A 19,170-nucleotide genomic window follows, 5' to 3' on the forward strand; every position below is an offset into this window, starting at 1 on the left:
GTGCAAAGGCATACAGGGGTGCAGGAGATGCCATGCAGGATTCGACGAAGATGGAAGCCGGCGTTTTGAAAAAAGAGGATGGCGGGCAGTCCCGGCAAAGGTGCCCACGGTGCAACGGCACCGGTCTGGTGTGTGGACATGAGCCCGTCATAGGCCCCGGCAACTGTTGTGTCGACTTCGCCAACGCCGTCTGCCCCGAGTGCAAAGGGACGGGCAAGCACCGGGGAGAAAAGGAATAGGGTCCGTCAGGACTTGGGATTCAGAAAGCCCTTGGCGAGGAGATAGGCCAGCACCTGCTCCGAGCATTCCCCGGGAAAGCATTCCGCCGTGTTGACGATGATTTCGGGATGGAGTGGAGGCTCTTAGAGAGCATCATTATAATGGGAAGGTCCCCTTCTTGACCCGGAAGGTGACAGGTCAGTGCCTGCTTCGACATGTATGACCAGGATGTTTGTCCGCTTCCTTTTTTGGGGACTCTTGCCGCAAAGTTCACACCGTGCACAGCACATCCAGATCGTGGAGAGTGCTGACCTGTACCATGTCTGGCGGGAGAAGAAAATGGCATTACGGTTTGGACTGTGTTGTATCTTCACTCAGGAGCCCATTCGATTCAGGGCGGCCACGGCAAAAGCTCTGTCCACTTTGAGCCGGCCCCGGCAGCTTGCAAAGCTCTCCGAGATCTGTCTCGCCAATGTCCAAAACCTCCTGGCCGCGGTCCAGACGGTTTCCCGCCTGGGGATCGGGGCCTTTCGTGTACTCTCTCCCATCTTCCCCCGCTTTACCCATCCCGAGGTAGGATACGGCCTCGACCAAGGATCTTTACCCGGTGGCGTGCGCATCGGGCATCCCCCTGGTGTACGATGTCCATCACCACCGTTGTCTTCCTGACGGTCTGTCCGTGGAGGAGGCCACTTCTCTGGCGGTGGAAAGCTGGGGGAGGGTCGGACGGGAGCCGTATTTTCACATCTCCTCGCCCATCCAGGGGTGGGATGGAAAAAATCCACGGAGGCATGCCGACTATATCGACGCCGCCGACTTTCCCCAGTCCTGGATGAAGCTTACGGCAACCATCGATGTGGAGGCCAAGGCCAAGGAAATGGCCGTCATGAAGCTCATGCGGGATCTTGGAGTTGCTCCTCTGGAGGCTCCGTCAAGGAATTCATCCTCCTGAGAGTCAAACACATTGCCATCTCCACGGTCGGCGAGCCTCGGCGTCAAACGCCCAACGCCTCATTGTCGGCCTCTGTCTTCGTATCCTCGTTGTAATTTTGATCCTGCCGGATGAAGTTGACCCTGTTTTTCTCCAGGTAGATCTTTTTCACCGTGGCAAAGTCCATGCGGAAGATGGCGCAAAATTCGTAGAAACAGCTCCAAAGAGCCAGAACGGCTTCCCGCGCCTTTTCAGGCTTGAAGCCGCCTCCTTTGGCCCACCACTTCCACTTCAGGCTGTTCTGAAGGGCATCGAGGGTCAGGAATGCCCGCAGGGCGCAGGCTTGAAAGGCATCTTCCGGGGCGATCTCATGGCCGGCACCTGCAGATACCTCCGATTCCTCCAGCCCCCTCTGCTGGAAGGGAATATCCGCAGGCACCACGTGTACAAGGTGGGAGAGGCTCACCAGGAAGTGGAGCATGTCTACGATTTCCACCCGGCCATTGGATGTGCCGAAACCATGGGCGTAGACTTCTCGAATGAGCTCGGCAAGCTCCGCCGACAGGGCCTTGCGATGGTTTTCGATCCAGACGATGCTTTTTTCCGGGTCGCTGAGGGTTTCCCCGTAGTCCAAACCAATATTCTTCAAAATATGAGCACCCAGTTGCCACTGAAGCTCAAAAATTTCCTCCATGATCTTCCTTTTGCACTACAATAGGCGTCAGGCAAGAAGTAGATATTCGTCCCGCCTGTTCATCCGTCATTTGTAGCAGGTTGTAGGGTGCGTTTTACGCACCATTGTTGACACAAGCATTTCTTCAGTGCGGATGGTGCATGGAATGCACCCTACCCCAATCCCCAATCGATGGATGCCGATTTATTGCCCTGTGCCTATCTGCTCACTTCGCTGAATACGCCATGCAGAGCATGGCGCTGAAAACAGCCTTCAACCTGCTGACAATCCCAGGGTTTCAAAGTATTTTCTGACTTCTCGTGCAATAAATCGGATTCTGGGATGCGCCTGGGCCGAGTCGCGCAGGGCGATGAAATGCTTCCATCCGCTCCATCGGCCGCTCACCAGGATTTCGCTCTTGAGCAGGTTCGGCAGGATATCCCGGGCCGTCTGAGGCTTGAGGCCTCGGTCGAGATCGTTTTGATACCATCTAAAGATGGTTTCCAGTCTTTGGGTCCACATTTCCACCAGTGGAGACTGCGCGGAAAAGCCTCCTGAGAGAGGGTCAAAAAAGGGCTCGAGCTCTTCAGGGAGGATGACCGTCATGCCTTTGTTGCCGTAGTTGACGTAGCGTGTGCTTTCCTGGGTGAAGGAGAGCACGCGGTGCCGGACCACCTCGTGGGTGATGCCCCGGTCGCACACGAATTTGAAGACGAACACCGGAAGGTCCGACGTCGGGTCCCGGCGGAGGGCCGAGAGTTGCTCATCTTCCTCCAGCAGAGAGACGGTAACGTTTGAGAAATCTTCGGACGGTCTTTCAGGAGCATGAAACAGGCTGGGGTAGAAACGGTTCAGGTGTGTCTGAAAAAAAACGGCGTAACGGGGTTCTCGTTCCCGGAAGTATTCCAATGTGTCGATCCAGGCACGGAAGTTTCCTGAAACGGCAAACCCGACTGCTGCGGAAAGGTGCGCCATGCGGTGGTATCCAATGCGACTCCCGAGACAGGCCTTCAGGGATTCCTGAAAAGCCTCCAGCGGCGGGTGATGTCCCTCCACGCCGGGGGCAGAACCTGCGATGCGCAGCACGGCATTGCTGTGCTCCAAAACGGAGAGGTGGCCGTGCTTTTTCAGCATCAAAACAAAGGACCGGGCGGAATCCCGCGTGATTTTCTCCTCGGACTTGTAGGCTGTTCTCCCGCAGATTTCAATGAGCTCGAGAGCCTGGCCTTCGGCCGACGGGGCAATGCCTTGAGGAGAAGCTGCGGTTTGTACAAACTGAATGGCTGTCATGGCTTTTGCCTCCCTTGAATATGGAGTGTCGTAGCACACAGGCGTGGGCAAATTCAAGGCAGAGCTTCGCGAGATTTGAAGCACCTGCAGGCTGCCGACCATCACAACAGGCGCGTTTCCTGCTCTTTATCCCTTTTGAATTGCAGTAGAATCTGCGATTCGAATCCGGGAGGTAGACAGGCCTTCTATGGGTGGAAATGCTCTGCCGAGGGGCGTTCCTCTTCGTCGAGAAGCGCTCGAAGATACCGGAAGAGGGTGCGGGAGGATTTTGGCGGTTTGTTCTGGACGATTTCTTTGCGGGCGTTAAGGGTCAGTTGTCGCAGGTGCTGATGATCTGCAGCGGGGAAACGGCCCATCAACTCCTCCAGAATGGCGTCGTCTCCTTTCAGGAGCTCGTCCCGCCATTCCTCCACCTGTTGGAAAACACGCTGCTGCACCCTGTGGCCGTGAAGCGCCGTATCAATGGCACGTTCTACCGGTTCGGGATCGATATCGCGCATGAGGGTCCCGATGTACTGCATCTGCCGGCGCAGGGCTTCGTGCTTCCGCATGGTCTTGGCAAAGAGCAGGGCCTCGCGTAGCTCCTCGGGGAGCTCGATCTTGCGGATCTGGTCTTCCGTAAGACCTGCCAGTTGCTCACCGAGTTTTTGCAGAGCCGTCATTTCTCGTTTGACTTGTGATTTGCTTTTTTTCTCTTCCATTACCTTTCCATTTTCAGAAAACAGCGTGGTGAGAATACCCTTCGCCTGAGCAACGCCGGTCTCACTCCCCCATCGCCTCATCCCTCGACCCTTTCGATGGAGCACCCTTCAGGGCGGCGACCTCGAGTCGTGATCTTCTTCCCGGGTGTTCCCGGCTATCGGTTGCCGAGCACCACGCGTCCCCCCGTCTTTCCCAGGACCTTCACGTCCCCCAGCCTGGTGAGCAGACCCTGGAGCTTTCCCTCCGCTTCCGTTACCACAAGAACGCGCTGGGAGGAACCCCAAAGCTTCAGAAATTCACTCTCGTCCAGAAAGCGGTCGGGTGGCTCCCGCCGTCGAGACTCCAGGCCGTCGAAGCGGGGATCCTTCAGGATGTGTACGGAGCGCCCCGCATAAAAGGTGATGCCCCCCACCCACATGTATTCATGGGGCTCCGGAAATACCACCATGTCGTCGGGACCGGCGTGAGTGCGAACGATTTCTGCAATGGGCCGTGTGGATTGGAAGGGCTCCACCGCCAGGAAGCCCCAGTGCACCAGCAGGAAGAAGGGAACCATCATGATCGCGGGCAAGCCGCAGGCGACGGTGTAGATTCTCCTTCGGGCCGCGAACCAGGCTCCCGCTGAAAAGGCGGCTGCACCGGCAAAGGATGCCATGGCAGGAACGCGAATCCGTTCCAGCGTGGCCATCTGTTCGGCGCTGCCTGTCCATCCGCCCGTGGGCCATGCGTTCGTGATGACCTGTGAAATGCTCATCTTGGCGGGTCCCAGCAGCACCAGGGCGGCTGCGGCCGCAATCCCCATGAGTACGGCCATGACGGCCAGGGCAGAGGTGAGGCTCCCCTGGGATGGGGACATTTGTTCACCCGAACGGCTGAAAGCCTTATCCTGCTGCTGAGGTGACGATCCCGCCTTCAGGGGGAGCGGCACATCCGGGTTCCCCGACAGGACGTCGCTCCACAATTTTCCCACGAGGAGGGCAATGGCCGGCATGCAGGGAAGGGCGTAGTATTCCAGCCTGGAATGGGATGCGGAGAAAAGACCCATGACGACCGTCACCCAGAGGATCAGCAGGAGATCCGCATCGCTTTGGAAACGGGTCCCCCGCAGGAAATCTCCTGGAGCCGGGAATGGCTTCCATCCATGGAAGCCCAATCTCCCCATGCTGCGCCCGACGGCCTGAGGGAGGAGGGTGATCCAGGGGAAGGTCCAGAGCACCGTCAGCAATAGAAAGAGGGGCAGCGGGAGGAATTCGTCGGGGGGGAAGCGCCGGCCGGTGAAGCGGTGAAGATGCTCTCGAATGACATAATAGCCGAGGAAATCGGAGTTGGCTCGAGCCACCGCAACGTGCCAGGGGAGGGCGATGGCTGCCGCGACGGCGCTCCCCATGAGCAGGCTCCTGGAGAAAAATTCCCGCAGGCGTCCGCTCAGCAGCACGTGCAGCCCGATGATGGCTGCCGGAAGGCCGAAGCCGAGGATGCTCTTGGTGAGCACCGCCAGACCCAGCGCCCCATACATGGCCCAGAACCACGGCCTGCGGCCGTCGTTGCCTTCCTGGAGATAACTCCTGCTGTAGCCCAGAATGGCCAGGGTGATCCAAAAGATCAGGATGGGATCGGACATCACCATGCGTCCGAAAATGTACGGGCCAAGGCTCGTGGCGTAGACCAGGGCTCCCAGGAACCCCGCCTGCCGGTCGTAAAGCGTGGACCCGAGTGCTCCAACGACTCCAATGGTGCCCCAGGCGGCCAAGGCAGGCCAGAGGCGGGCAGAGGTCTCCGTTTCTCCCAGTAGCATCTGAGTGCCCGCGATCAGCCAGAAGATGAGAGGAGGTTTGTCGAAATGGCGGTTGCCGTTGAGGTGCGGAGTGATCCAGTCACCCGATGCACGCATTTCCCGGGCGATTTCGGCATACATGGCCTCCCCGTCGTTGAGGGAGGGAGTGTCCAGGTACATGACAAAAAATGGCAAAGCCGCCAGCATCAATAGCAGGAGGGGGCGCTGCAGCAGGGAGCCCCCTCCGCGCGCCGTCGTATCCAAAGAAAAACCCATATAAGTATGCTCCTTCCATCGATAGCATTACCCGATTCTCGGACTGAGGCTCCACTTGATGAACCAGGAATTCTCTCCCGGCTCCTGATCCAGGCAGACGATGCCGCCGTTCTGGAATTTGAAGAGGATCTTGTCGGGTGATCCCGTCAGCAGGTAGGACGTGATCCGCCCCATGAAGGGCTGATGCCCCACCAGCATGACGTTTTCGCGTTGGTCGAGCTGCCTGGCGAAGGCGATGACGTCGTCCAGGGGGTTCAACCCTGCTGTCTCCTCCATGCCGCTCTCGGGATGCAATGCCGCCGCGAAAAGCTCCGCCGTCTGCCGCGCTCTTTTCTTTCCGCTGTGGCGGATGTGGGAAACACGAATGCCATAGCCCCGAGCCACCCCTGCGATGCGTTCCACGTCGGCGATGCCTTCGGGGGAAAGCCCCGGATCGGGGTCCTGGTCCTTGGGCAGTGCGATACCGTGCTGTACGAGAAAAAGCGCCATGGGAATGTCTCCTTTCTACCATTCATGAAATGCGATGGGCTTTACCCTGCCGATAGGAAATCCCTCCTCGGTCTCCTCCATTCAAGAATGAGGCGAGGAGGGATTTCCCGGCGCTAGTACGGAACCCTTTTTCTCTTCATATACCACAATTGGGCCCTCACAGGAGGTCCTAACGGTTGGATCGATACAGAGACAGGATTTTTTCTCATACCGGATAGGTGAGTTGCATCAGAACCCGATGGCCTTTTCTTTGTGATGATCCCCCTTGATTTTCGCTTCCAGCCTCAGGGCATCGATAAGGACGTGGTGATGGAGCTCCCTGCGGGGATGGAATGCAAACTTGTCGCGCACGACCTTGAAATCTCCCGGGCAGAGGTTGCCCATCCCCAGTAATTCCTCCCTGGAAGCCTGGGGCAGTGGTTCTTGAACGAGGGGCAGGAGCAGCTTGTCATAAAACACGAGGTTTCCTTCGGGCTTCAAGGCCGAGAACCCAATTTTGTGGCTGAAGCGGCGCAGGGAGGCTCCATCCAGGTCCTCCAGCCGGTTGGTCGTGCAGATAAGAATCCCCCGGAGCCGTTCCATCTGGGTGAGCAGTTCGTTGGTGAAGCTGATCTCCCAGGAGTGACGGGCGCGCTCACGGTTGTAAAGCAGGGAATCGGCCTCATCGAGGACGAGGAGTGCTTCCCGGGATTCGGCCTCGGCAAAGGCGGCGCTCAGGTTCCTTTCCGACTCTCCCACGTAAGGGCTTCGAAGATCGCTCAGGCGCCTGCAAAGGATCTCCCGGTCCAGGTGGGCTGCCAGGAAGCGGGCCAGCTCACTCTTGCCGCTGCCCGGAGGACCGTGAAAGAGGAGGTTCATGCTCACGTGTCCCTCGTGCCCCCCGTGGCGCAGATGCCGGTCGAAGCGCTCCAACTGCTGCAAGAGGGACGTGAGGTCGCCCTCCACGTTCAAGCCCTCCAGGGAGTAGCTCTTTTCGATTCTATCCTTGAGCAGGGGTTTCATCCCGGAATGGAGGAGCGTTCCGTGAGCCAGCAAAAGCGCGCCCACGGTTTCCCGGAATATTTTGTTCGACCGCGGATTCATCTCCACGCTTTTTTTGACAGCGAGGTCGATGGCTCCGGCGCCGACTTCATACCGGGTGGCAAGCTCCTGGAGGTCAGACAAGCGAAATCGGCCGGCTACTCCGTATCGAGCCAAAACGTTCTTCCACAGCTGAATGCGGCGGCGCCTGCCCAGGGGGCGGAAGCAGATGCTGAAGGCGAAGCGGCGCCGCACCGAGGCTTCGATGTGCTCGATGTCGTTCACGATCCAGATCATCCGGACCCCCGGTTGTTCCAGCAGGTGGTTGAGCCATCCCTTGTCCTGTGTTTCTCCGCGCATGAACCATGAAAACCGGGTGCCGAGGACATTGTCCGCCTCATCCACGATGATGAGGGACCCCGCACCACCGTTGGTCATGTTCAGGCAGGACACGATGGCTCCTCGCCGATTGCTCGAGCTGTTTTCCTGGTCCTGGACGATCTCGTAGGCGGGGACTCCCAGCTTTTGAGCCACCCCCCGCGCGAAGGAAGTCTTGCCGGTCCCCGGAGCGCCGTAGAGGAGGATATGGGTAGAGCTTTTCCGCTTCTCTTTCAACAGCTCCACGACGTAAACCGCCTCCTTTTCGAGGTGATCGTGCTGCTCCAGGGGAAGAGTATCCTGCGGAACCTTGGTGAAGAGGCGTTCCAGGACCAAGGGGGACGATGGGTCCCAAATGAGCTTGAGGTAATCTTCCTCGAGCCTTAGGTCGATATTGTCCATCTCGAAGGCGCCGATTTTTTGGAGGGTGCCCGTCAGGACTGCGTTGAGCTCATTGACGGAAAGGTGCAAAACGGTCCCCAGGTGCTTGCGCCCCGTGAATTTGTTGCAACCCAGGCGGTTCACGAAAAAGTCCTCGAGGATCTCATGATTGGCGAGGACAAAGAGGAAAATTGCAAACTCCATTTCAGCAGGGTCCAGGTTGAACATTTCCCGAAAGAGGGCGAGGTTTTCCTCGATGGGAGACACGGCCTCCGAGGCCAGGCTCTCGATTCTCTCCCCCAGGACATTCCTCACACGTGGGACGAAGCTCCTGGCCACCCGGTGGGGGGCCTTTCGAAGGAATCGGGCCAGGATGTCGGCGAAACCTTCGCCATCCAGGTCGCCCTCCTCCAGGTCGTCCTGGAGCTCCTTTCGGAGTCCGCCGCTCAGGTGCACGAGGAGCTCTCTCCCCAGCCGCGTCCTTTCTTCCCCCAGTGCCCAGCAAACGGCATTCATGGAATTTCTATCCAGAGGGCCGCTGCGGTCCAGGAATCGATGCAGATAAACGGCGCATTGTTTCAAGAGGAATCGTTCATTTTCATCGGCTTCGTGGACCCTCGGCGGAACACAATGCTTTCGAATTCTCGGCGACATGACTTCCCTCCCTTTCGTTTTGAGTTGACGCATGGTAGCATCACTCCGTTCCATATGGCGGAACGCTGCCTCGAAAGATATTGGAGGGGATATGCCAGAGAAAATAGATGCTTATAAGAGCTATGGGCAAAAGGTGATCAGCCTGTTTGCAAAACTGCTCTTTACGGGAAAGGACTATTCGCTGAGCGAGCTTGCGGGGCATTTTGCCTGTTCCAAGCAGACGATTTTGCGCCTGGTCGAGGACATACGGCGGAGCTACGGTGTGGAGGTGGAAGAGTCTTTTCAGGGGAACCAGAAGTATTTCCGCATCAGGCGGCCGGGCGGGACTCTACCACTCGTCAACCTGACGGAAACGGAGCTGGATGCCCTCCACATGTGCCGGGCCTTTGCGGAGCACCTGCTGGGACGGGAAGCCTTCCAGGAATCCACGCGAGCGCTGGAAAAGAGCCTGGCGCTTCTTTCCGGAAAGCCGCGCGCCTCCTCCGATCTCTTTGCGTCGTTCAAGCCCGGCAGCATCGACTACACGCCCCACCAGGAGAGTATCCGCAACCTCATCGAAGCCATGGAACAGAGGAAGATTTGCCGCATCTCCTATAAATCCATCATGGCCGGCGAAGCGAAAACCTTTCACATCAAGCCCCTGAAGATATTCTCCCACCGAGAAACGGTCTACCTGCACGCCCGACTCGCCCGGGAACCCTCCAAGCCGTGGAAGGAGCCCGCCTTCGACCCCCTCCTGGCAATCCACCGGCTGAAAAAAGTGGAGATCACGGACCGGCTCTTTGAATTCCCCAAGGATTACGACTTCGAGACGGTATTCAACCAGAACTTCGGCATCATCAAGGATGATGCCTTCAAGGTCCAAGTGGAATTCACCGGCTTCGCCGCCCGTTACGTGGCGGAACGCGTGTGGAGCCAGGGGCAGAAAATTGTGTGGGTGAATGACGACACCATCAAGCTTTCGTTCACCGCGTCGTCCGAAGTCGAGGTAAAAGCATGGCTCTTGTCGTTCGGGGAGGAGGCGAGGCTCATTAAACCGAAGTGGCTTGTGAAGGAGATGAGGAGTGTGATAGAAAGAATGAAAGGGAATTACGCTTGAGTACTGCAACCATAATCCGACGGGAAGAGGTTCATCACAAGGTTTGCCGACGCATATTATGTCTACTTATATGAAAATAGGAGCATGAATCAATGAGAACACAAATGACAGCTCAAGTGTCAACCGAGGTGCAGATTAGATAAGCGCCCAGCATATACCGGACGCCTTTGTATCTACCGAGAACTGTTTCATAAATCGCTAAATTTTCAATTCCTTATTCTGCAGAGATGGTGAGAACATCAATAATCCGTTTGCCCAAATTTGCTCCTTCTTTTTTCACCTCATCCAGTGTTGCATTTGCATTCAAGGGCAAAGGCCATTCAAGCCCAATGCCCCATTCATCCTCTTGTTTCAATCCTTCGGGAAAAACTTCCTGAAGTCGCTTCCAGTCGTTTTCGTCTCTCATTATCTGAATCCAAATAGGGCGGCCATTTTTCAATCCTTCTCCAGTTTGCCAAAAGCCAACCCAAAGATGATTGCCTCTGATTCTTGGAATATTCTTACGTACTTCGAATCCGATCGACACTTCAGGAGTCCCTTGCTCATCAACATCAATAACCTTGCCCCAACCAGCGTCACGGGCTATTAGACCGTCGTGGGCTACAATGGTGTCCCAAACCTCTTCGAGGTAAACGAGCAAGTGAAAATTCAAGCGGCACCAGTCAGAATTAAAAGAGTTTTGCACTATTATCTCCTTATCTTAAAATGGTTTTTGTTTTGAATGTGACCTCACTTCATTTCCGGTCGGTGGAACATCTCCTTAGAAATGCGGGACTATGCGACTCCTCCTTTCTCTGATAAGTGTATAAACGAAATGCCAAGGACAGAAACGTGCAGAGAGTTGATTCGGCATTCATCAAAAGCACGTCAAGTTAGGATAAGGAAAGACTGAATTTCAGCGCCCGGTCGACCTGAGCCATGGTCTTGTCTGAAAGTTGTGCAAGTTTTGGAACCAGGAACCTTCGCTTATCGATAGTTCTGATTTGTGCCAGGTTGACTATGGAAGGTTTCTTCATGCCCTGCTCGATACCAATGGGGACGCAGATGGGATAGGAAGCCTTTTTTCTGAGAACTCGGTGATAACGGCGACAATAGTGGTGGGAGAGTATGTATTGCCTATATCATTTTGGATGACCACAACGGGCCGAGTTTTTCCCGTTTCACTTCCCAAAACCGGTTCCAGATCTGCGTAATAGACTTCGCCGCGTTTCACCTGTAGAACACTCACATCCCAGCCTTTCCCGTCTCAAAGGTTCTCCGCATCCGAATACCTGAACTCATCGGCGGTAATGCGATTCTCATCGGCCATATCCAGGTACGCCTTACGCATGTTTTCTTCGAAAAGCTTTTGTTCCATCTGTGCAACCTTTTCTTCGATGGACTCGCGCACGAGAGCTGAAACCTTTTTATTTTGCGCGGCAGCCATCTCGATCAGTCTCCTCTTGAGCTCCGGTGGAACCACCAAATGGAGTCTGACATCTTTCGAGGCCGAACGATGTGTCATTTTTGAATCCTTTATGCTCGAAAATTTTAGATAAAAAACTCTAACATGGATGGGCGTAGCAAACAAGTTCTCAGCGCCGTGATACATTACTCGGAAGATTGACTGTAGACGCTGCCATCATCGGCACAGGCTGATCTTCCGCCAGAGGGAGAAGGATTTCCACCTCTCATGTCATACCTGAGGCTGCAAGCCATCCCTTCCCGTTGAGACCGCCACACGCAACTCCCGCGCGGCGGCGCGTGGTTCGGGGGCGGCGATGATGGCCGAGACCACGGCTATGCCGTCGGCTCCGTGCGCCAGAACTCTCGCGGCGTTGGAGGCCTTGATGCCGCCGATTCCCACGAGGGGGATGCTGACGGACTGACGGATGGACCGCAGTCCCTCCAGTCCCGTGGCGCTGGGAGTGTCCGTCTTGGTGGGCGTATCGAAGACGGGGCTCACCCCGAGATAGTCAGCTCCGTCGGCTTCCGCTCGCAGGGCTTCTTCCACCGTGCTGACCGAAACCCCTACCAGCATTTCACGGCCCACGATTTTCCGCACGATGTGGCAGTCCATATCGCTCTGCCCCACGTGCACCCCGTCGGCACCGCAGGCGAGCGCGATATCCAGGCGGTCGTTGATGATGAGGGGAATGCCGTGGGGCTGGATCCTTTCCTTGACGGCCGCCGCCAAGTTGTAAAATTCCCGGGTCGATGCGTGCTTCTCGCGCAGCTGCACGATGGTCACCCCGCCCTGGATGCTTTCCTCGATGACTTCGATGAGGGAGCGGCTGCCGATCATACCGCGGTCGGTCACCAGGTAAAGCGAATAGTCGATCCTTGTTCTACGCTGCATTGTATAAAGCCCTCAGGCAATGCGGATGCGAACACCCTCCTGGAGAATCGTCCCGTCCATTTCATCCAGGGCGTCCAGCAGGAGAGTCTGAAAGGTCCCGGGACGCGGGTTGGAACGGGCGGCCCGTTCTCCGGCCAGGCCAAAAGTCACCAGGGCTCCCGTTACCGCCATGAGGGCATCGGGCTCCACGGCGCAGAAGGCCCCCGTGATGGCGCTGGCGGCACAGCCGGTTCCCGTGACACGGCTCATGAGGGCGTGTCCGTTGGAAATGATATAACCTCTCAGACCGTCCGTGACAAAATCCTCCACCCCCGTGACGGCAACCACCGTGTTACTTTTTTCTGCCAGCTTCGAAGCCACGGACCGTGCCGCTTCCGTCCCGTGCACCGCATCCACGCCGCGTGTGCCCGTCGTTTCCCCGGCCAGTGCGAGAATTTCCGAAGCGTTGCCCCGCACGACGGTGATGGGAAGCTCATCCAGCAGGCGGCGCGCCGTTTCCGTCCTGAAACGGGTGGCCCCGGCGCCCACGGGGTCCAGGACAATGGGAATGGACCGCTTCTCGGCCGCTCGCGCCGCAAGGAACATGGAATCCACCCAGGGGATGGAAAGGGTCCCGATGTTGATGACAAGGGCTCCCGCGAGGGCAGCCATTTCTTCGACCTCCTCCGGGGCATGGGCCATGACGGGTGACGCCCCCAGGGACAGCAGGGCGTTGGCTGTAAAGTTCATGACCACGAAATTGGTGATGTTGTGCACCAGGGGACGCTTTTGGCGAAGGGTGTCCAGCATTCTGGAGATCATGCGATCGATCATATCATTTCCTTCTTTAAATGGAACGCTGAAGACGTTGGAAATGGAACGCAGAAGACGCAGGCTTGCGCGCGCTGACTTTCGCTGAAACTGCTTTTATGATTTTTGTTTTATCAGCGTTTGTCAGCGGACCTCAGCGTTCTCAGCGTCCTAAAAATCTTACTTACCGCCATGAGGCCGGCGAAGGGCCGATTCCATGCGCTTCAAAGCTTCCAGGAGCACCGAGCGGGGACAGCCGAAGTTCAATCGCACAAAACCTATGCCCCCAAATTCCGCCCCGTTGGAAAGCCCCACGCCCGCTTCTTCAAAAAACCGGTCCGGGTGTTCGATCCCTGTCTCCCGTGTGTCGATCCAGGCGAGGTAGGTGGCTTCAACGGGGCTCATGGAAAGCCCCGGCATGGAATCCACCGCCTTCTGAACGATATGTCGGTTTTCCCGGAGGTAGTCGAGAAGCGCCAAGCGCCACGGACCGCCCTCCCGGTATGCTGCCAGGGCTGCGGTAAAGCCCAGGGTATTCACGTGAGGAACGATGCCCGCCATGGCCTGGAGAAAGCGTTTTTTCAGGCCCGCATCGGGAATGACGGCAAAGGAGCACCCCAGACCGGGAATGTTGTAGGTTTTGCTCGGAGCCATGAGGGTGATGGTGCGCCGGGCGACCTGGGGATCCAGGGTGGCAAAGGGGATATGGACTTTGTCTTCGTCCAGGATCAGGCCGCAGTGGATTTCGTCGGAGCACAGGATGAGGTCGTGCTTTTCGCAAAGGGCTGCAAGGCTCGAAAGCTCTTCCCGGCTGAAGACGCGGCCCACGGGATTGTGGGGGTTGCAGAGCAGCAGGAGCCGGGTGCGCGGTGTCAGGGATCGTTCCAGGCGATCGAAGTCGATCGTCCAGGTTTTGTCCACCTGTGCCAGGGGAACGGCCACCAGGTTGCGCCGGCATAGGCCGGGGGCCGAAAGAAAAGGGGGATACACCGGTGTCAGGGTGGCTACGTCGTCTCCGTCCTCGCCGGCGGCGCGGCAGGCGACATTGAGCCCCGTCACCAGCCCCGGAAGCCAGACAAGCCATTGCTCTTGCACTTCCCAGTCGTATTCTTCCCAAAGCAGGGCTCGAACGGCCTGGACCAGTTCCCGGGGCACGAGGGTGTACCCGAAAACCCCGTGATCGATCCGCTGGTGAAGAGCTTCCAGGACAGCGGGCGGCGAACGAAAATCCATGTCCGCCACCCAGAGGGGAAGAACGTCCCGGCCGCTGTATCGGTCCCATTTTAAGCTTGCCGTGCGCTTGCGGTCGATCAACATGTCAAAATCGAAAGAAATGATACACCTCCCAGTCTTTGTGGTAATAAGAAGCCTCGACCGAATGCCGCTCGCACTATAAACAAAGTGACCGCCAGGAGCAACCGCCGGAAGGCTGGACGACGGGATGGAGGCGCATGAGCTACAAATTCAATCGCGGATGCTGGGTGGAATCCTGGGAAGAGACCCGGCTGAGAGCAGCATTGCATGAAAACGACGAGGTGCGTGGGGCGTCCGCCCGGGGGAACTGCACGAACGGGAGTCCGGAGACGCCGATGCTGTCCATCGAGGACAAGATCCAGATGGCCAGGGTGCTTTACGTCCAATGGGGACGGGCTCTCCTGGAGGACACCGGCATCAGGGGGCTTCTCCAGCGCCTGGAGCGCGACATGGGATTCTCCCACGAAATCATGCATTTACTCTGGATCGACAGCGCCTGTGCCCGATGCGATGCGGCAGCCCCGGAGGGGAGCTGCTGCAGCCGCGGCCTGGAGAACAAGTACGACGTGGTCTTGTTGCTGCTCAATCTGCTGATGGGTGTCAGCCTGGACCGCGGCCGGTCCAGGGAAGACAGCTGCTTCTTCCTCGGGCCCCAGGGGTGCCGCCTGCGTGTCCGCAGCCTCCTCTGCATCGAATATCTTTGCCCCGAACTGGAAGAGGCACCGGGGTGGGAAGGCCTCCTCCGCATCCAGGGGGCGACGGGCGGGGAGCTCGAAACCTCCTTTCTCCTCTGCGATGCCGTCAAGAAACGCATCGCTTCCGTGTGAAACCGCATGCCTTGGGGGGTAAGAGCCGAGGATCGCAATTGGGCAACCGTTTGCCTTTGTCTTTATGTATACTGCGAACGGTTCAAATCTTATCTTTCGTAGGAGCGGCATCCTGCCGCGACAAAGGCTGGTTTACCCCTCCTGTCACGGCTGGAAGCCGTTCCTACAAACAAATGGCCGCCTGATTTTAGGGATTCGCGTATCTGGCCAGAGCCTGTCTCAGATTGGCCGCTATGGGGGGCGCGGCGATCTCCCTGCTTGTGAGGATTTGCATGGGGGTCAGGCCGGCCATGTTGTAAAAGGCGGAATTGGATTTATCGTCCACCTGTAGAGAGCTCCCTTCCAGCGAGACCCCGGCAAAGAGGCCCCGGCTGCGGGAATAGGACAGAATCTCGGCTTTGAGCTGCAGGTCGGTACTCGCTTCCGCGCGGCGTCCCACGGGCCCTGCAGCCGCTGCAGCGTCAGCCCCCAGGGTGAACTTCCCGCTGGTGATGGAATCCAGGCTCCGAACCGTCCTGAAGATGAGCACCACGTCGGTCGACTGTGCGCCGATTTGGAACCCGAGGCTTCCTCCCATGATTGTGAAGAAGGCCGGGTTGCTCCAGTTGCGTTTTTCGTCCCGCACCGAGAGCACCCCTACGCCGTAGCGTCCCCCCACAATGAAGCCGGCTTTGAGCAGACCGGGAAATATGGCGATTCCATAGGCTTCGCTGAGGAGGGACGGAGGGATGCTGGTTTCGGGTATGGCCATGATTTCGTCCAGGACCTCGATGGCCGACTGGACTTTCATCACCTCTTCGCCGCCTGCCTGAGGGGAGGGCAGGGGCGAAAGCACGAGGCACAACAAGACGAGGGAAAAGATCGCGTAAAGTTTTTTCATGTCCAACGTATCCTTGGTGCAAGAGGTTTCAGGCGAAACTTGAGGAACGAAATCCTCATCGCGAGTCCGGTGCAGCTCCTTATTTTCGGATCAACGGTCGCTTGTGGGGAAGATGTCCGTCTCCTTTTTTCTTCCGTCCTCCGGGACCAATTCCCTGGAATTCTTCTTCAAGATCCCCTGAAGACGGGGCAGTGCATCCACGACGACGACGATGGTATCGTAGTCTGCCCACTGGTAGAGTTGCTCGGCTTTACCCAGGGGCAGATTGATGCATCCATGTGAACAGTTTCCGCCGGTGATGTCACCCAGGTGGATCCACACGTGGTCGTAAATCCTCAGTGCCCAGGGCATGGGAGCCGGCTCTCCGTAGGCGTTGGGATAGCTTTTGGAAACATGTTCGGCGTCCTTGGTGAGGACCTTGTAGAATCCTTCCTCCGTCCAGCCTTCCTCCCGGCCGATGCAGACGAAGGTGTCCCCTTTCATCCTGCCGTATTCGTACCAGGCGAGGTAGGGCATGTCCTTCGTGATGAGGATGAACTTCTGCACCTGATTGAGATCGGGAATATAGCGGGGCAGAGGGGACCAGGTCTTGTATGCGCTGAAATTGTTGGGAACCTTCAGGGGGCGTCGGTTGGCCACATCTTCCCGGACGTAGTAGCGCGCTCTTGCATTGAGATTGGCCAGAATATCGTAGGCTCTTACGGTAGTCAGCTCTGGGTCCTTTTTGCCGAGGTTGATCAATTCCTTTTCCGTGATGGCCCGATAGGTCCATGCGCGGCTCGCCGGGGCGGGCTTGGACTCCTTTTTGAGTTGTTTGAGACTCCCGTCGGTAAAAGGCGAAGATGGAGGCGCGGGAGGGGGAGGGTAGTATTCCGCCGGGTAGGGCTGAATGTACGCTCGCGGGGCACACCCCCCCAGGACAAACAAGATGATGCACAGCTTCACCCACCGGCCCCATGGCAATACCGGCATTGCTGACTCCTTTCTTGATGGCCTTATTCTATTGAATCGGCGCAGTGGAAAAAGGGATGCCCTGTCCCTGAATCACCCTGCGGATTCCGTGAGGAGGGGAACGCGCTTCCTGGATCACGCCGCTATCATACGATGGAAGAAGAGTTACTGACCAGAGGAAACTGAACTGTGCCGTTTACGACCTTTATCCTGTTTTCCGAAGGTTTGAGTCGTCAGGACGTATTTCCTGGTGCCACACTCGTATGGGGAGGGTACAGTAACGAACTTTTTGCGGAATCATTTTGCATGAGCATTCAGATGTTAGCCATTAGCTGTTAGCAATAAAAGATTTTTAGGCTTACCATGAAGATCCCCCTCAAACCCCCTTCAAAGGGGGAGTTCAAAACCTCTCAAGAAACGTTTCCACCCGTGAAGCCAGCTCCTGAGGGGTGGCGTTGTCAGTGTCGAGAACGAGGTCTGCCGACTTTTCATAGAGCGGGGTGCGCCGCTGGAGCACTTCCAGAATTTCTTTTTCCATGGGAAGATGGGTCAGGGGCGGCCGATTGGCCGCAGTGAGGGGATCTTGCAGGAGGCGGGCCTGGATGGTTTCCGGTGCCGCCCGGAGCCAGATCACGAGAAAATGATCCGCCAGGATTTCCCGGTTGTCGGCCCTTTCGATGATTCCCCCACCGGTGGAGACCACGCACCGTTCCTGGGCCACGAGGGTTTTCAGGAGATCCGATTCCGCATCTCTGAAGGATTCCCAGCCGTGAGACCGGACGTAGGCGTCGATAGCCTGTCCAAAAGTTGCCGTCAGTTGGACATCCATGTCGATGAAAGGCCAATGGAGTTTTTGAGCCAATGTTTGGCCCACCAGGGTTTTGCCTGTTGCACGAAACCCAATAAGTGCTATCTTAGATCCTTTGATTTTCAACACATTCCTTTCCCATGAACCTGCAGGGTGCTCCATGAACGAAGAATCTGCTGCAACTGAAAAGGCTGTCGTTGCCCAAAAGCGTCGTTTCCATGTGGACCGGGTGCCCTTCCTGCCTCGGATACTGGCGGGATTGATCAGGCTCCTCCATGGAAGCTGCCAGTTTACCATTTTGGGCAAAGAATATGAAGATCTGCTCTTGAAGAGGCAGGGGCCGGCGCTGACCGCCTGCTGGCATTTCGCGTTTCCTGTGGTCGTCTACTATTTCCGGGATCGCGGGGGGATGGTCATGGTGAGCCGGAGCCGGGACGGAGAATGGGCGGCCAGTGTCGTGAAGCTTTTGGGGTACGAGGTTTTTCGCGGTTCCCCCGGCAAAGGGGGCGCGACGGCCCTGCGCAAGATCATTGCTCAGCTCCAGAACGGTCCCGGGGGCGGCCTCATTGCAGACGGCTCTCAGGGGCCGGCATTGAAGGCTCAGAAGGGGATCCTCCTCCTTGCCCGGTATTCGGGTGCGCCTCTCATTCCTGTCAGCATGGCGGCAGATCCGTGCTGGCGTTTCCGGAGCTGGGACCGGACGCTCCTGGTCAAACCCTTTTCCCAGGTGGTGTTTGCCTTCGGTCCCCCCATTGACGTGGCGCGGGACGCCTCTGCCGAGGAAATGGAACAGAAGCGCATGGAGCTGGAGAATTCCCTCAATGCCCTCACCCTGAAGGCTGAAGAGGCGCTGCGCAGGAAGAAGGCCTGAAGAATATCGGCCCTCGCCAATCGCATCTTGCAAAGTGGGGGAAGCTTTGCTATTGGGTCCATTGGAGCGGGCACGGGAATGTGCTTTCATTACAATATATTTGATCGATAGATTCACTGTCTGTGAAGAAGCCATATGCAGTGAGGGATTTGGAGCAGGGCAAATGATCGCTGATCCTTTCCTTTCGAGGAAAGGGTGGGAGGAAAGTCCGGGCTCCGCAGGGCATGGTGCTGGGTAACGCCCAGTCTCGGCGACGAGGAGGAAAGCGCAACAGAAAGCAGACCGCCACGCCTCGGCGTGGTAAGGGTGAAACGGTGAGGTAAGAGCTCACCAGTCTCGGTGGTGACATCGAGAGCTAGGCAAACCCCACCCGGAGCAAAACCGAATAGGAGAGCGTTTGAGGGCTGCCCGTCCGAGCTCTCGGGTTGGTTGCTTGATCCCATCGGTAACGGTGGGACTAGAGGAATGATCATTGCCTCAGCCTCTCTTCGGGGGAGGATGAGGAACAGAACCCGGCTTATGACCTGCTCCAAATCCCTTTTTTTCTTTTACTGGATTTGCCCTTT

The 19,170-nt window shown here is 57.2% G+C and carries 20 protein-coding genes, 1 other RNA gene and 1 pseudogene; 7 read left to right on the plus strand and 15 right to left on the minus strand.

Features of this window, described 5'->3' with window-relative positions; genetic code table 11:
* Positions 1-32 precede the first annotated feature (32 nt).
* The 3 genes from MWC30_RS00675 to MWC30_RS00685 all read left to right on the plus strand — a co-directional run bounded on the left by MWC30_RS00675 (position 33) and on the right by MWC30_RS00685 (position 1,171).
* Positions 33-239, plus strand: a complete 207-nt coding sequence (locus tag MWC30_RS00675; protein ID WP_244082217.1) for a hypothetical protein — start codon at positions 33-35, stop codon at positions 237-239.
* A gap of 319 nt (positions 240-558) precedes the next feature.
* Positions 559-888, plus strand: a complete 330-nt coding sequence (locus MWC30_RS00680; RefSeq protein WP_244082218.1) for a hypothetical protein — start codon at positions 559-561, stop codon at positions 886-888.
* Positions 827-1,171 (plus strand): hypothetical protein, encoded by a 345-nt coding sequence (locus tag MWC30_RS00685; RefSeq protein WP_244082219.1) that lies wholly within the window; start codon positions 827-829, stop codon positions 1,169-1,171. The genes MWC30_RS00680 and MWC30_RS00685 overlap by 62 nt, the downstream gene beginning before the upstream one ends.
* Positions 1,172-1,214: 43 nt before the next feature.
* Here the strand turns inward: MWC30_RS00685 and MWC30_RS00690 are convergent, their stop codons facing one another.
* From MWC30_RS00690 to MWC30_RS00715, 6 genes are all read right to left on the minus strand, one after another.
* On the minus strand, positions 1,215-1,844 hold the full coding sequence (locus MWC30_RS00690; RefSeq protein ID WP_244082220.1) for a dUTP diphosphatase: 630 nt from the start codon (positions 1,842-1,844) through the stop codon (positions 1,215-1,217).
* Positions 1,845-2,096: 252 nt separating this feature from the next.
* Positions 2,097-3,113: an FAD-dependent thymidylate synthase gene (locus MWC30_RS00695; protein WP_244082221.1), complete on the minus strand. Its 1,017-nt coding sequence runs from the start codon at positions 3,111-3,113 to the stop codon at positions 2,097-2,099.
* 185 nt (positions 3,114-3,298) lie between these two features.
* Positions 3,299-3,814: a ribosome biogenesis factor YjgA gene (yjgA, locus tag MWC30_RS00700; RefSeq protein WP_244082222.1), complete on the minus strand. Its 516-nt coding sequence runs from the start codon at positions 3,812-3,814 to the stop codon at positions 3,299-3,301.
* Between the two features lie 155 nt (positions 3,815-3,969).
* Positions 3,970-5,865, minus strand: a complete 1,896-nt coding sequence (locus MWC30_RS00705) for a glycosyltransferase family 39 protein (protein ID WP_244082223.1) — start codon at positions 5,863-5,865, stop codon at positions 3,970-3,972.
* Positions 5,866-5,892: 27 nt separating this feature from the next.
* Positions 5,893-6,354, minus strand: a complete 462-nt coding sequence (sixA, locus tag MWC30_RS00710; RefSeq protein ID WP_244082224.1) for a phosphohistidine phosphatase SixA — start codon at positions 6,352-6,354, stop codon at positions 5,893-5,895.
* Positions 6,355-6,582: 228 nt separating this feature from the next.
* On the minus strand, positions 6,583-8,787 hold the full coding sequence (locus tag MWC30_RS00715; RefSeq protein ID WP_244082225.1) for an AAA family ATPase: 2,205 nt from the start codon (positions 8,785-8,787) through the stop codon (positions 6,583-6,585).
* Positions 8,788-8,878: 91 nt separating this feature from the next.
* Here MWC30_RS00715 and MWC30_RS00720 point away from each other — a divergent pair, with 91 nt between their 5' ends.
* Complete coding sequence (locus tag MWC30_RS00720; RefSeq protein ID WP_244082226.1) at positions 8,879-9,886, plus strand: YafY family protein; 1,008 nt, start codon at positions 8,879-8,881, stop codon at positions 9,884-9,886.
* A 214-nt stretch (positions 9,887-10,100) separates the two neighbouring features.
* Here the strand turns inward: MWC30_RS00720 and MWC30_RS00725 are convergent, their stop codons facing one another.
* From MWC30_RS00725 to MWC30_RS00750, 6 genes and pseudogenes are all read right to left on the minus strand, one after another.
* Positions 10,101-10,571: a hypothetical protein gene (locus MWC30_RS00725; protein WP_244082227.1), complete on the minus strand. Its 471-nt coding sequence runs from the start codon at positions 10,569-10,571 to the stop codon at positions 10,101-10,103.
* A gap of 187 nt (positions 10,572-10,758) precedes the next feature.
* Positions 10,759-11,114, minus strand: a pseudogene (locus MWC30_RS22745) (type II toxin-antitoxin system PemK/MazF family toxin).
* A gap of 18 nt (positions 11,115-11,132) precedes the next feature.
* Positions 11,133-11,390 (minus strand): hypothetical protein, encoded by a 258-nt coding sequence (locus MWC30_RS00735; RefSeq protein WP_244082228.1) that lies wholly within the window; start codon positions 11,388-11,390, stop codon positions 11,133-11,135.
* Between the two features lie 171 nt (positions 11,391-11,561).
* Complete coding sequence (gene thiE, locus MWC30_RS00740; protein ID WP_244082229.1) at positions 11,562-12,224, minus strand: thiamine phosphate synthase; 663 nt, start codon at positions 12,222-12,224, stop codon at positions 11,562-11,564.
* 12 nt (positions 12,225-12,236) lie between these two features.
* Positions 12,237-13,037, minus strand: coding sequence for a hydroxyethylthiazole kinase (thiM, locus tag MWC30_RS00745; protein ID WP_244082230.1), 801 nt, complete (start codon positions 13,035-13,037; stop codon positions 12,237-12,239).
* Between the two features lie 156 nt (positions 13,038-13,193).
* Positions 13,194-14,330, minus strand: coding sequence for a MalY/PatB family protein (locus tag MWC30_RS00750; protein ID WP_244082231.1), 1,137 nt, complete (start codon positions 14,328-14,330; stop codon positions 13,194-13,196).
* A gap of 134 nt (positions 14,331-14,464) precedes the next feature.
* Between MWC30_RS00750 and MWC30_RS00755 the strand changes: the two genes are divergently transcribed.
* Positions 14,465-15,094 (plus strand): hypothetical protein, encoded by a 630-nt coding sequence (locus tag MWC30_RS00755; protein WP_244082232.1) that lies wholly within the window; start codon positions 14,465-14,467, stop codon positions 15,092-15,094.
* 187 nt (positions 15,095-15,281) lie between these two features.
* Here the strand turns inward: MWC30_RS00755 and MWC30_RS00760 are convergent, their stop codons facing one another.
* The 3 genes from MWC30_RS00760 to MWC30_RS00770 all read right to left on the minus strand — a co-directional run bounded on the left by MWC30_RS00760 (position 15,282) and on the right by MWC30_RS00770 (position 17,859).
* On the minus strand, positions 15,282-15,974 hold the full coding sequence (locus MWC30_RS00760) for a lipid-binding SYLF domain-containing protein (protein ID WP_244082233.1): 693 nt from the start codon (positions 15,972-15,974) through the stop codon (positions 15,282-15,284).
* A 90-nt stretch (positions 15,975-16,064) separates the two neighbouring features.
* A complete protein-coding gene (locus MWC30_RS00765; protein WP_244082234.1) occupies positions 16,065-16,946 on the minus strand; it encodes a L,D-transpeptidase in 882 nt (293 codons plus the stop codon).
* A 379-nt stretch (positions 16,947-17,325) separates the two neighbouring features.
* Complete coding sequence (locus MWC30_RS00770; RefSeq protein WP_244082235.1) at positions 17,326-17,859, minus strand: shikimate kinase; 534 nt, start codon at positions 17,857-17,859, stop codon at positions 17,326-17,328.
* Between the two features lie 34 nt (positions 17,860-17,893).
* Here MWC30_RS00770 and MWC30_RS00775 point away from each other — a divergent pair, with 34 nt between their 5' ends.
* Together MWC30_RS00775 and rnpB are read left to right on the plus strand one after the other, a co-directional pair.
* Positions 17,894-18,604 (plus strand): lysophospholipid acyltransferase family protein, encoded by a 711-nt coding sequence (locus MWC30_RS00775; protein ID WP_244082236.1) that lies wholly within the window; start codon positions 17,894-17,896, stop codon positions 18,602-18,604.
* A 151-nt stretch (positions 18,605-18,755) separates the two neighbouring features.
* Positions 18,756-19,139, plus strand: an RNA gene (gene rnpB, locus MWC30_RS00780) — RNase P RNA component class A.
* Positions 19,140-19,170: the final 31 nt, after the last annotated feature.

This window comes from Desulforhabdus sp. TSK (assembly GCF_022836495.1).
GTDB lineage: Bacteria > Desulfobacterota > Syntrophobacteria > Syntrophobacterales > Syntrophobacteraceae > Desulforhabdus.

What these genes read in the sequence shown, in the direction of transcription:
- MWC30_RS00675 (WP_244082217.1), top strand. Translation starts at nt 33, where the DNA reads ATGCAGGATTCGACGAAGATGGAAGCCGGCGTTTTGAAAAAAGAGGAT.
- MWC30_RS00680 (WP_244082218.1), top strand. Translation starts at nt 559, where the DNA reads ATGGCATTACGGTTTGGACTGTGTTGTATCTTCACTCAGGAGCCCATT.
- MWC30_RS00690 (WP_244082220.1), bottom strand. Translation starts at nt 1,844, where the DNA reads ATGGAGGAAATTTTTGAGCTTCAGTGGCAACTGGGTGCTCATATTTTG.
- MWC30_RS00695 (WP_244082221.1), bottom strand. Translation starts at nt 3,113, where the DNA reads ATGACAGCCATTCAGTTTGTACAAACCGCAGCTTCTCCTCAAGGCATT.
- yjgA (WP_244082222.1), bottom strand. Translation starts at nt 3,814, where the DNA reads ATGGAAGAGAAAAAAAGCAAATCACAAGTCAAACGAGAAATGACGGCT.
- MWC30_RS00705 (WP_244082223.1), bottom strand. Translation starts at nt 5,865, where the DNA reads ATGGGTTTTTCTTTGGATACGACGGCGCGCGGAGGGGGCTCCCTGCTG.
- sixA (WP_244082224.1), bottom strand. Translation starts at nt 6,354, where the DNA reads ATGGCGCTTTTTCTCGTACAGCACGGTATCGCACTGCCCAAGGACCAG.
- MWC30_RS00715 (WP_244082225.1), bottom strand. Translation starts at nt 8,787, where the DNA reads ATGTCGCCGAGAATTCGAAAGCATTGTGTTCCGCCGAGGGTCCACGAA.
- MWC30_RS00720 (WP_244082226.1), top strand. Translation starts at nt 8,879, where the DNA reads ATGCCAGAGAAAATAGATGCTTATAAGAGCTATGGGCAAAAGGTGATC.
- MWC30_RS00735 (WP_244082228.1), bottom strand. Translation starts at nt 11,390, where the DNA reads ATGACACATCGTTCGGCCTCGAAAGATGTCAGACTCCATTTGGTGGTT.
- thiE (WP_244082229.1), bottom strand. Translation starts at nt 12,224, where the DNA reads ATGCAGCGTAGAACAAGGATCGACTATTCGCTTTACCTGGTGACCGAC.
- thiM (WP_244082230.1), bottom strand. Translation starts at nt 13,037, where the DNA reads ATGATCGATCGCATGATCTCCAGAATGCTGGACACCCTTCGCCAAAAG.
- MWC30_RS00750 (WP_244082231.1), bottom strand. Translation starts at nt 14,330, where the DNA reads ATGTTGATCGACCGCAAGCGCACGGCAAGCTTAAAATGGGACCGATAC.
- MWC30_RS00755 (WP_244082232.1), top strand. Translation starts at nt 14,465, where the DNA reads ATGAGCTACAAATTCAATCGCGGATGCTGGGTGGAATCCTGGGAAGAG.
- MWC30_RS00760 (WP_244082233.1), bottom strand. Translation starts at nt 15,974, where the DNA reads ATGAAAAAACTTTACGCGATCTTTTCCCTCGTCTTGTTGTGCCTCGTG.
- MWC30_RS00765 (WP_244082234.1), bottom strand. Translation starts at nt 16,946, where the DNA reads ATGCCGGTATTGCCATGGGGCCGGTGGGTGAAGCTGTGCATCATCTTG.
- MWC30_RS00775 (WP_244082236.1), top strand. Translation starts at nt 17,894, where the DNA reads ATGAACGAAGAATCTGCTGCAACTGAAAAGGCTGTCGTTGCCCAAAAG.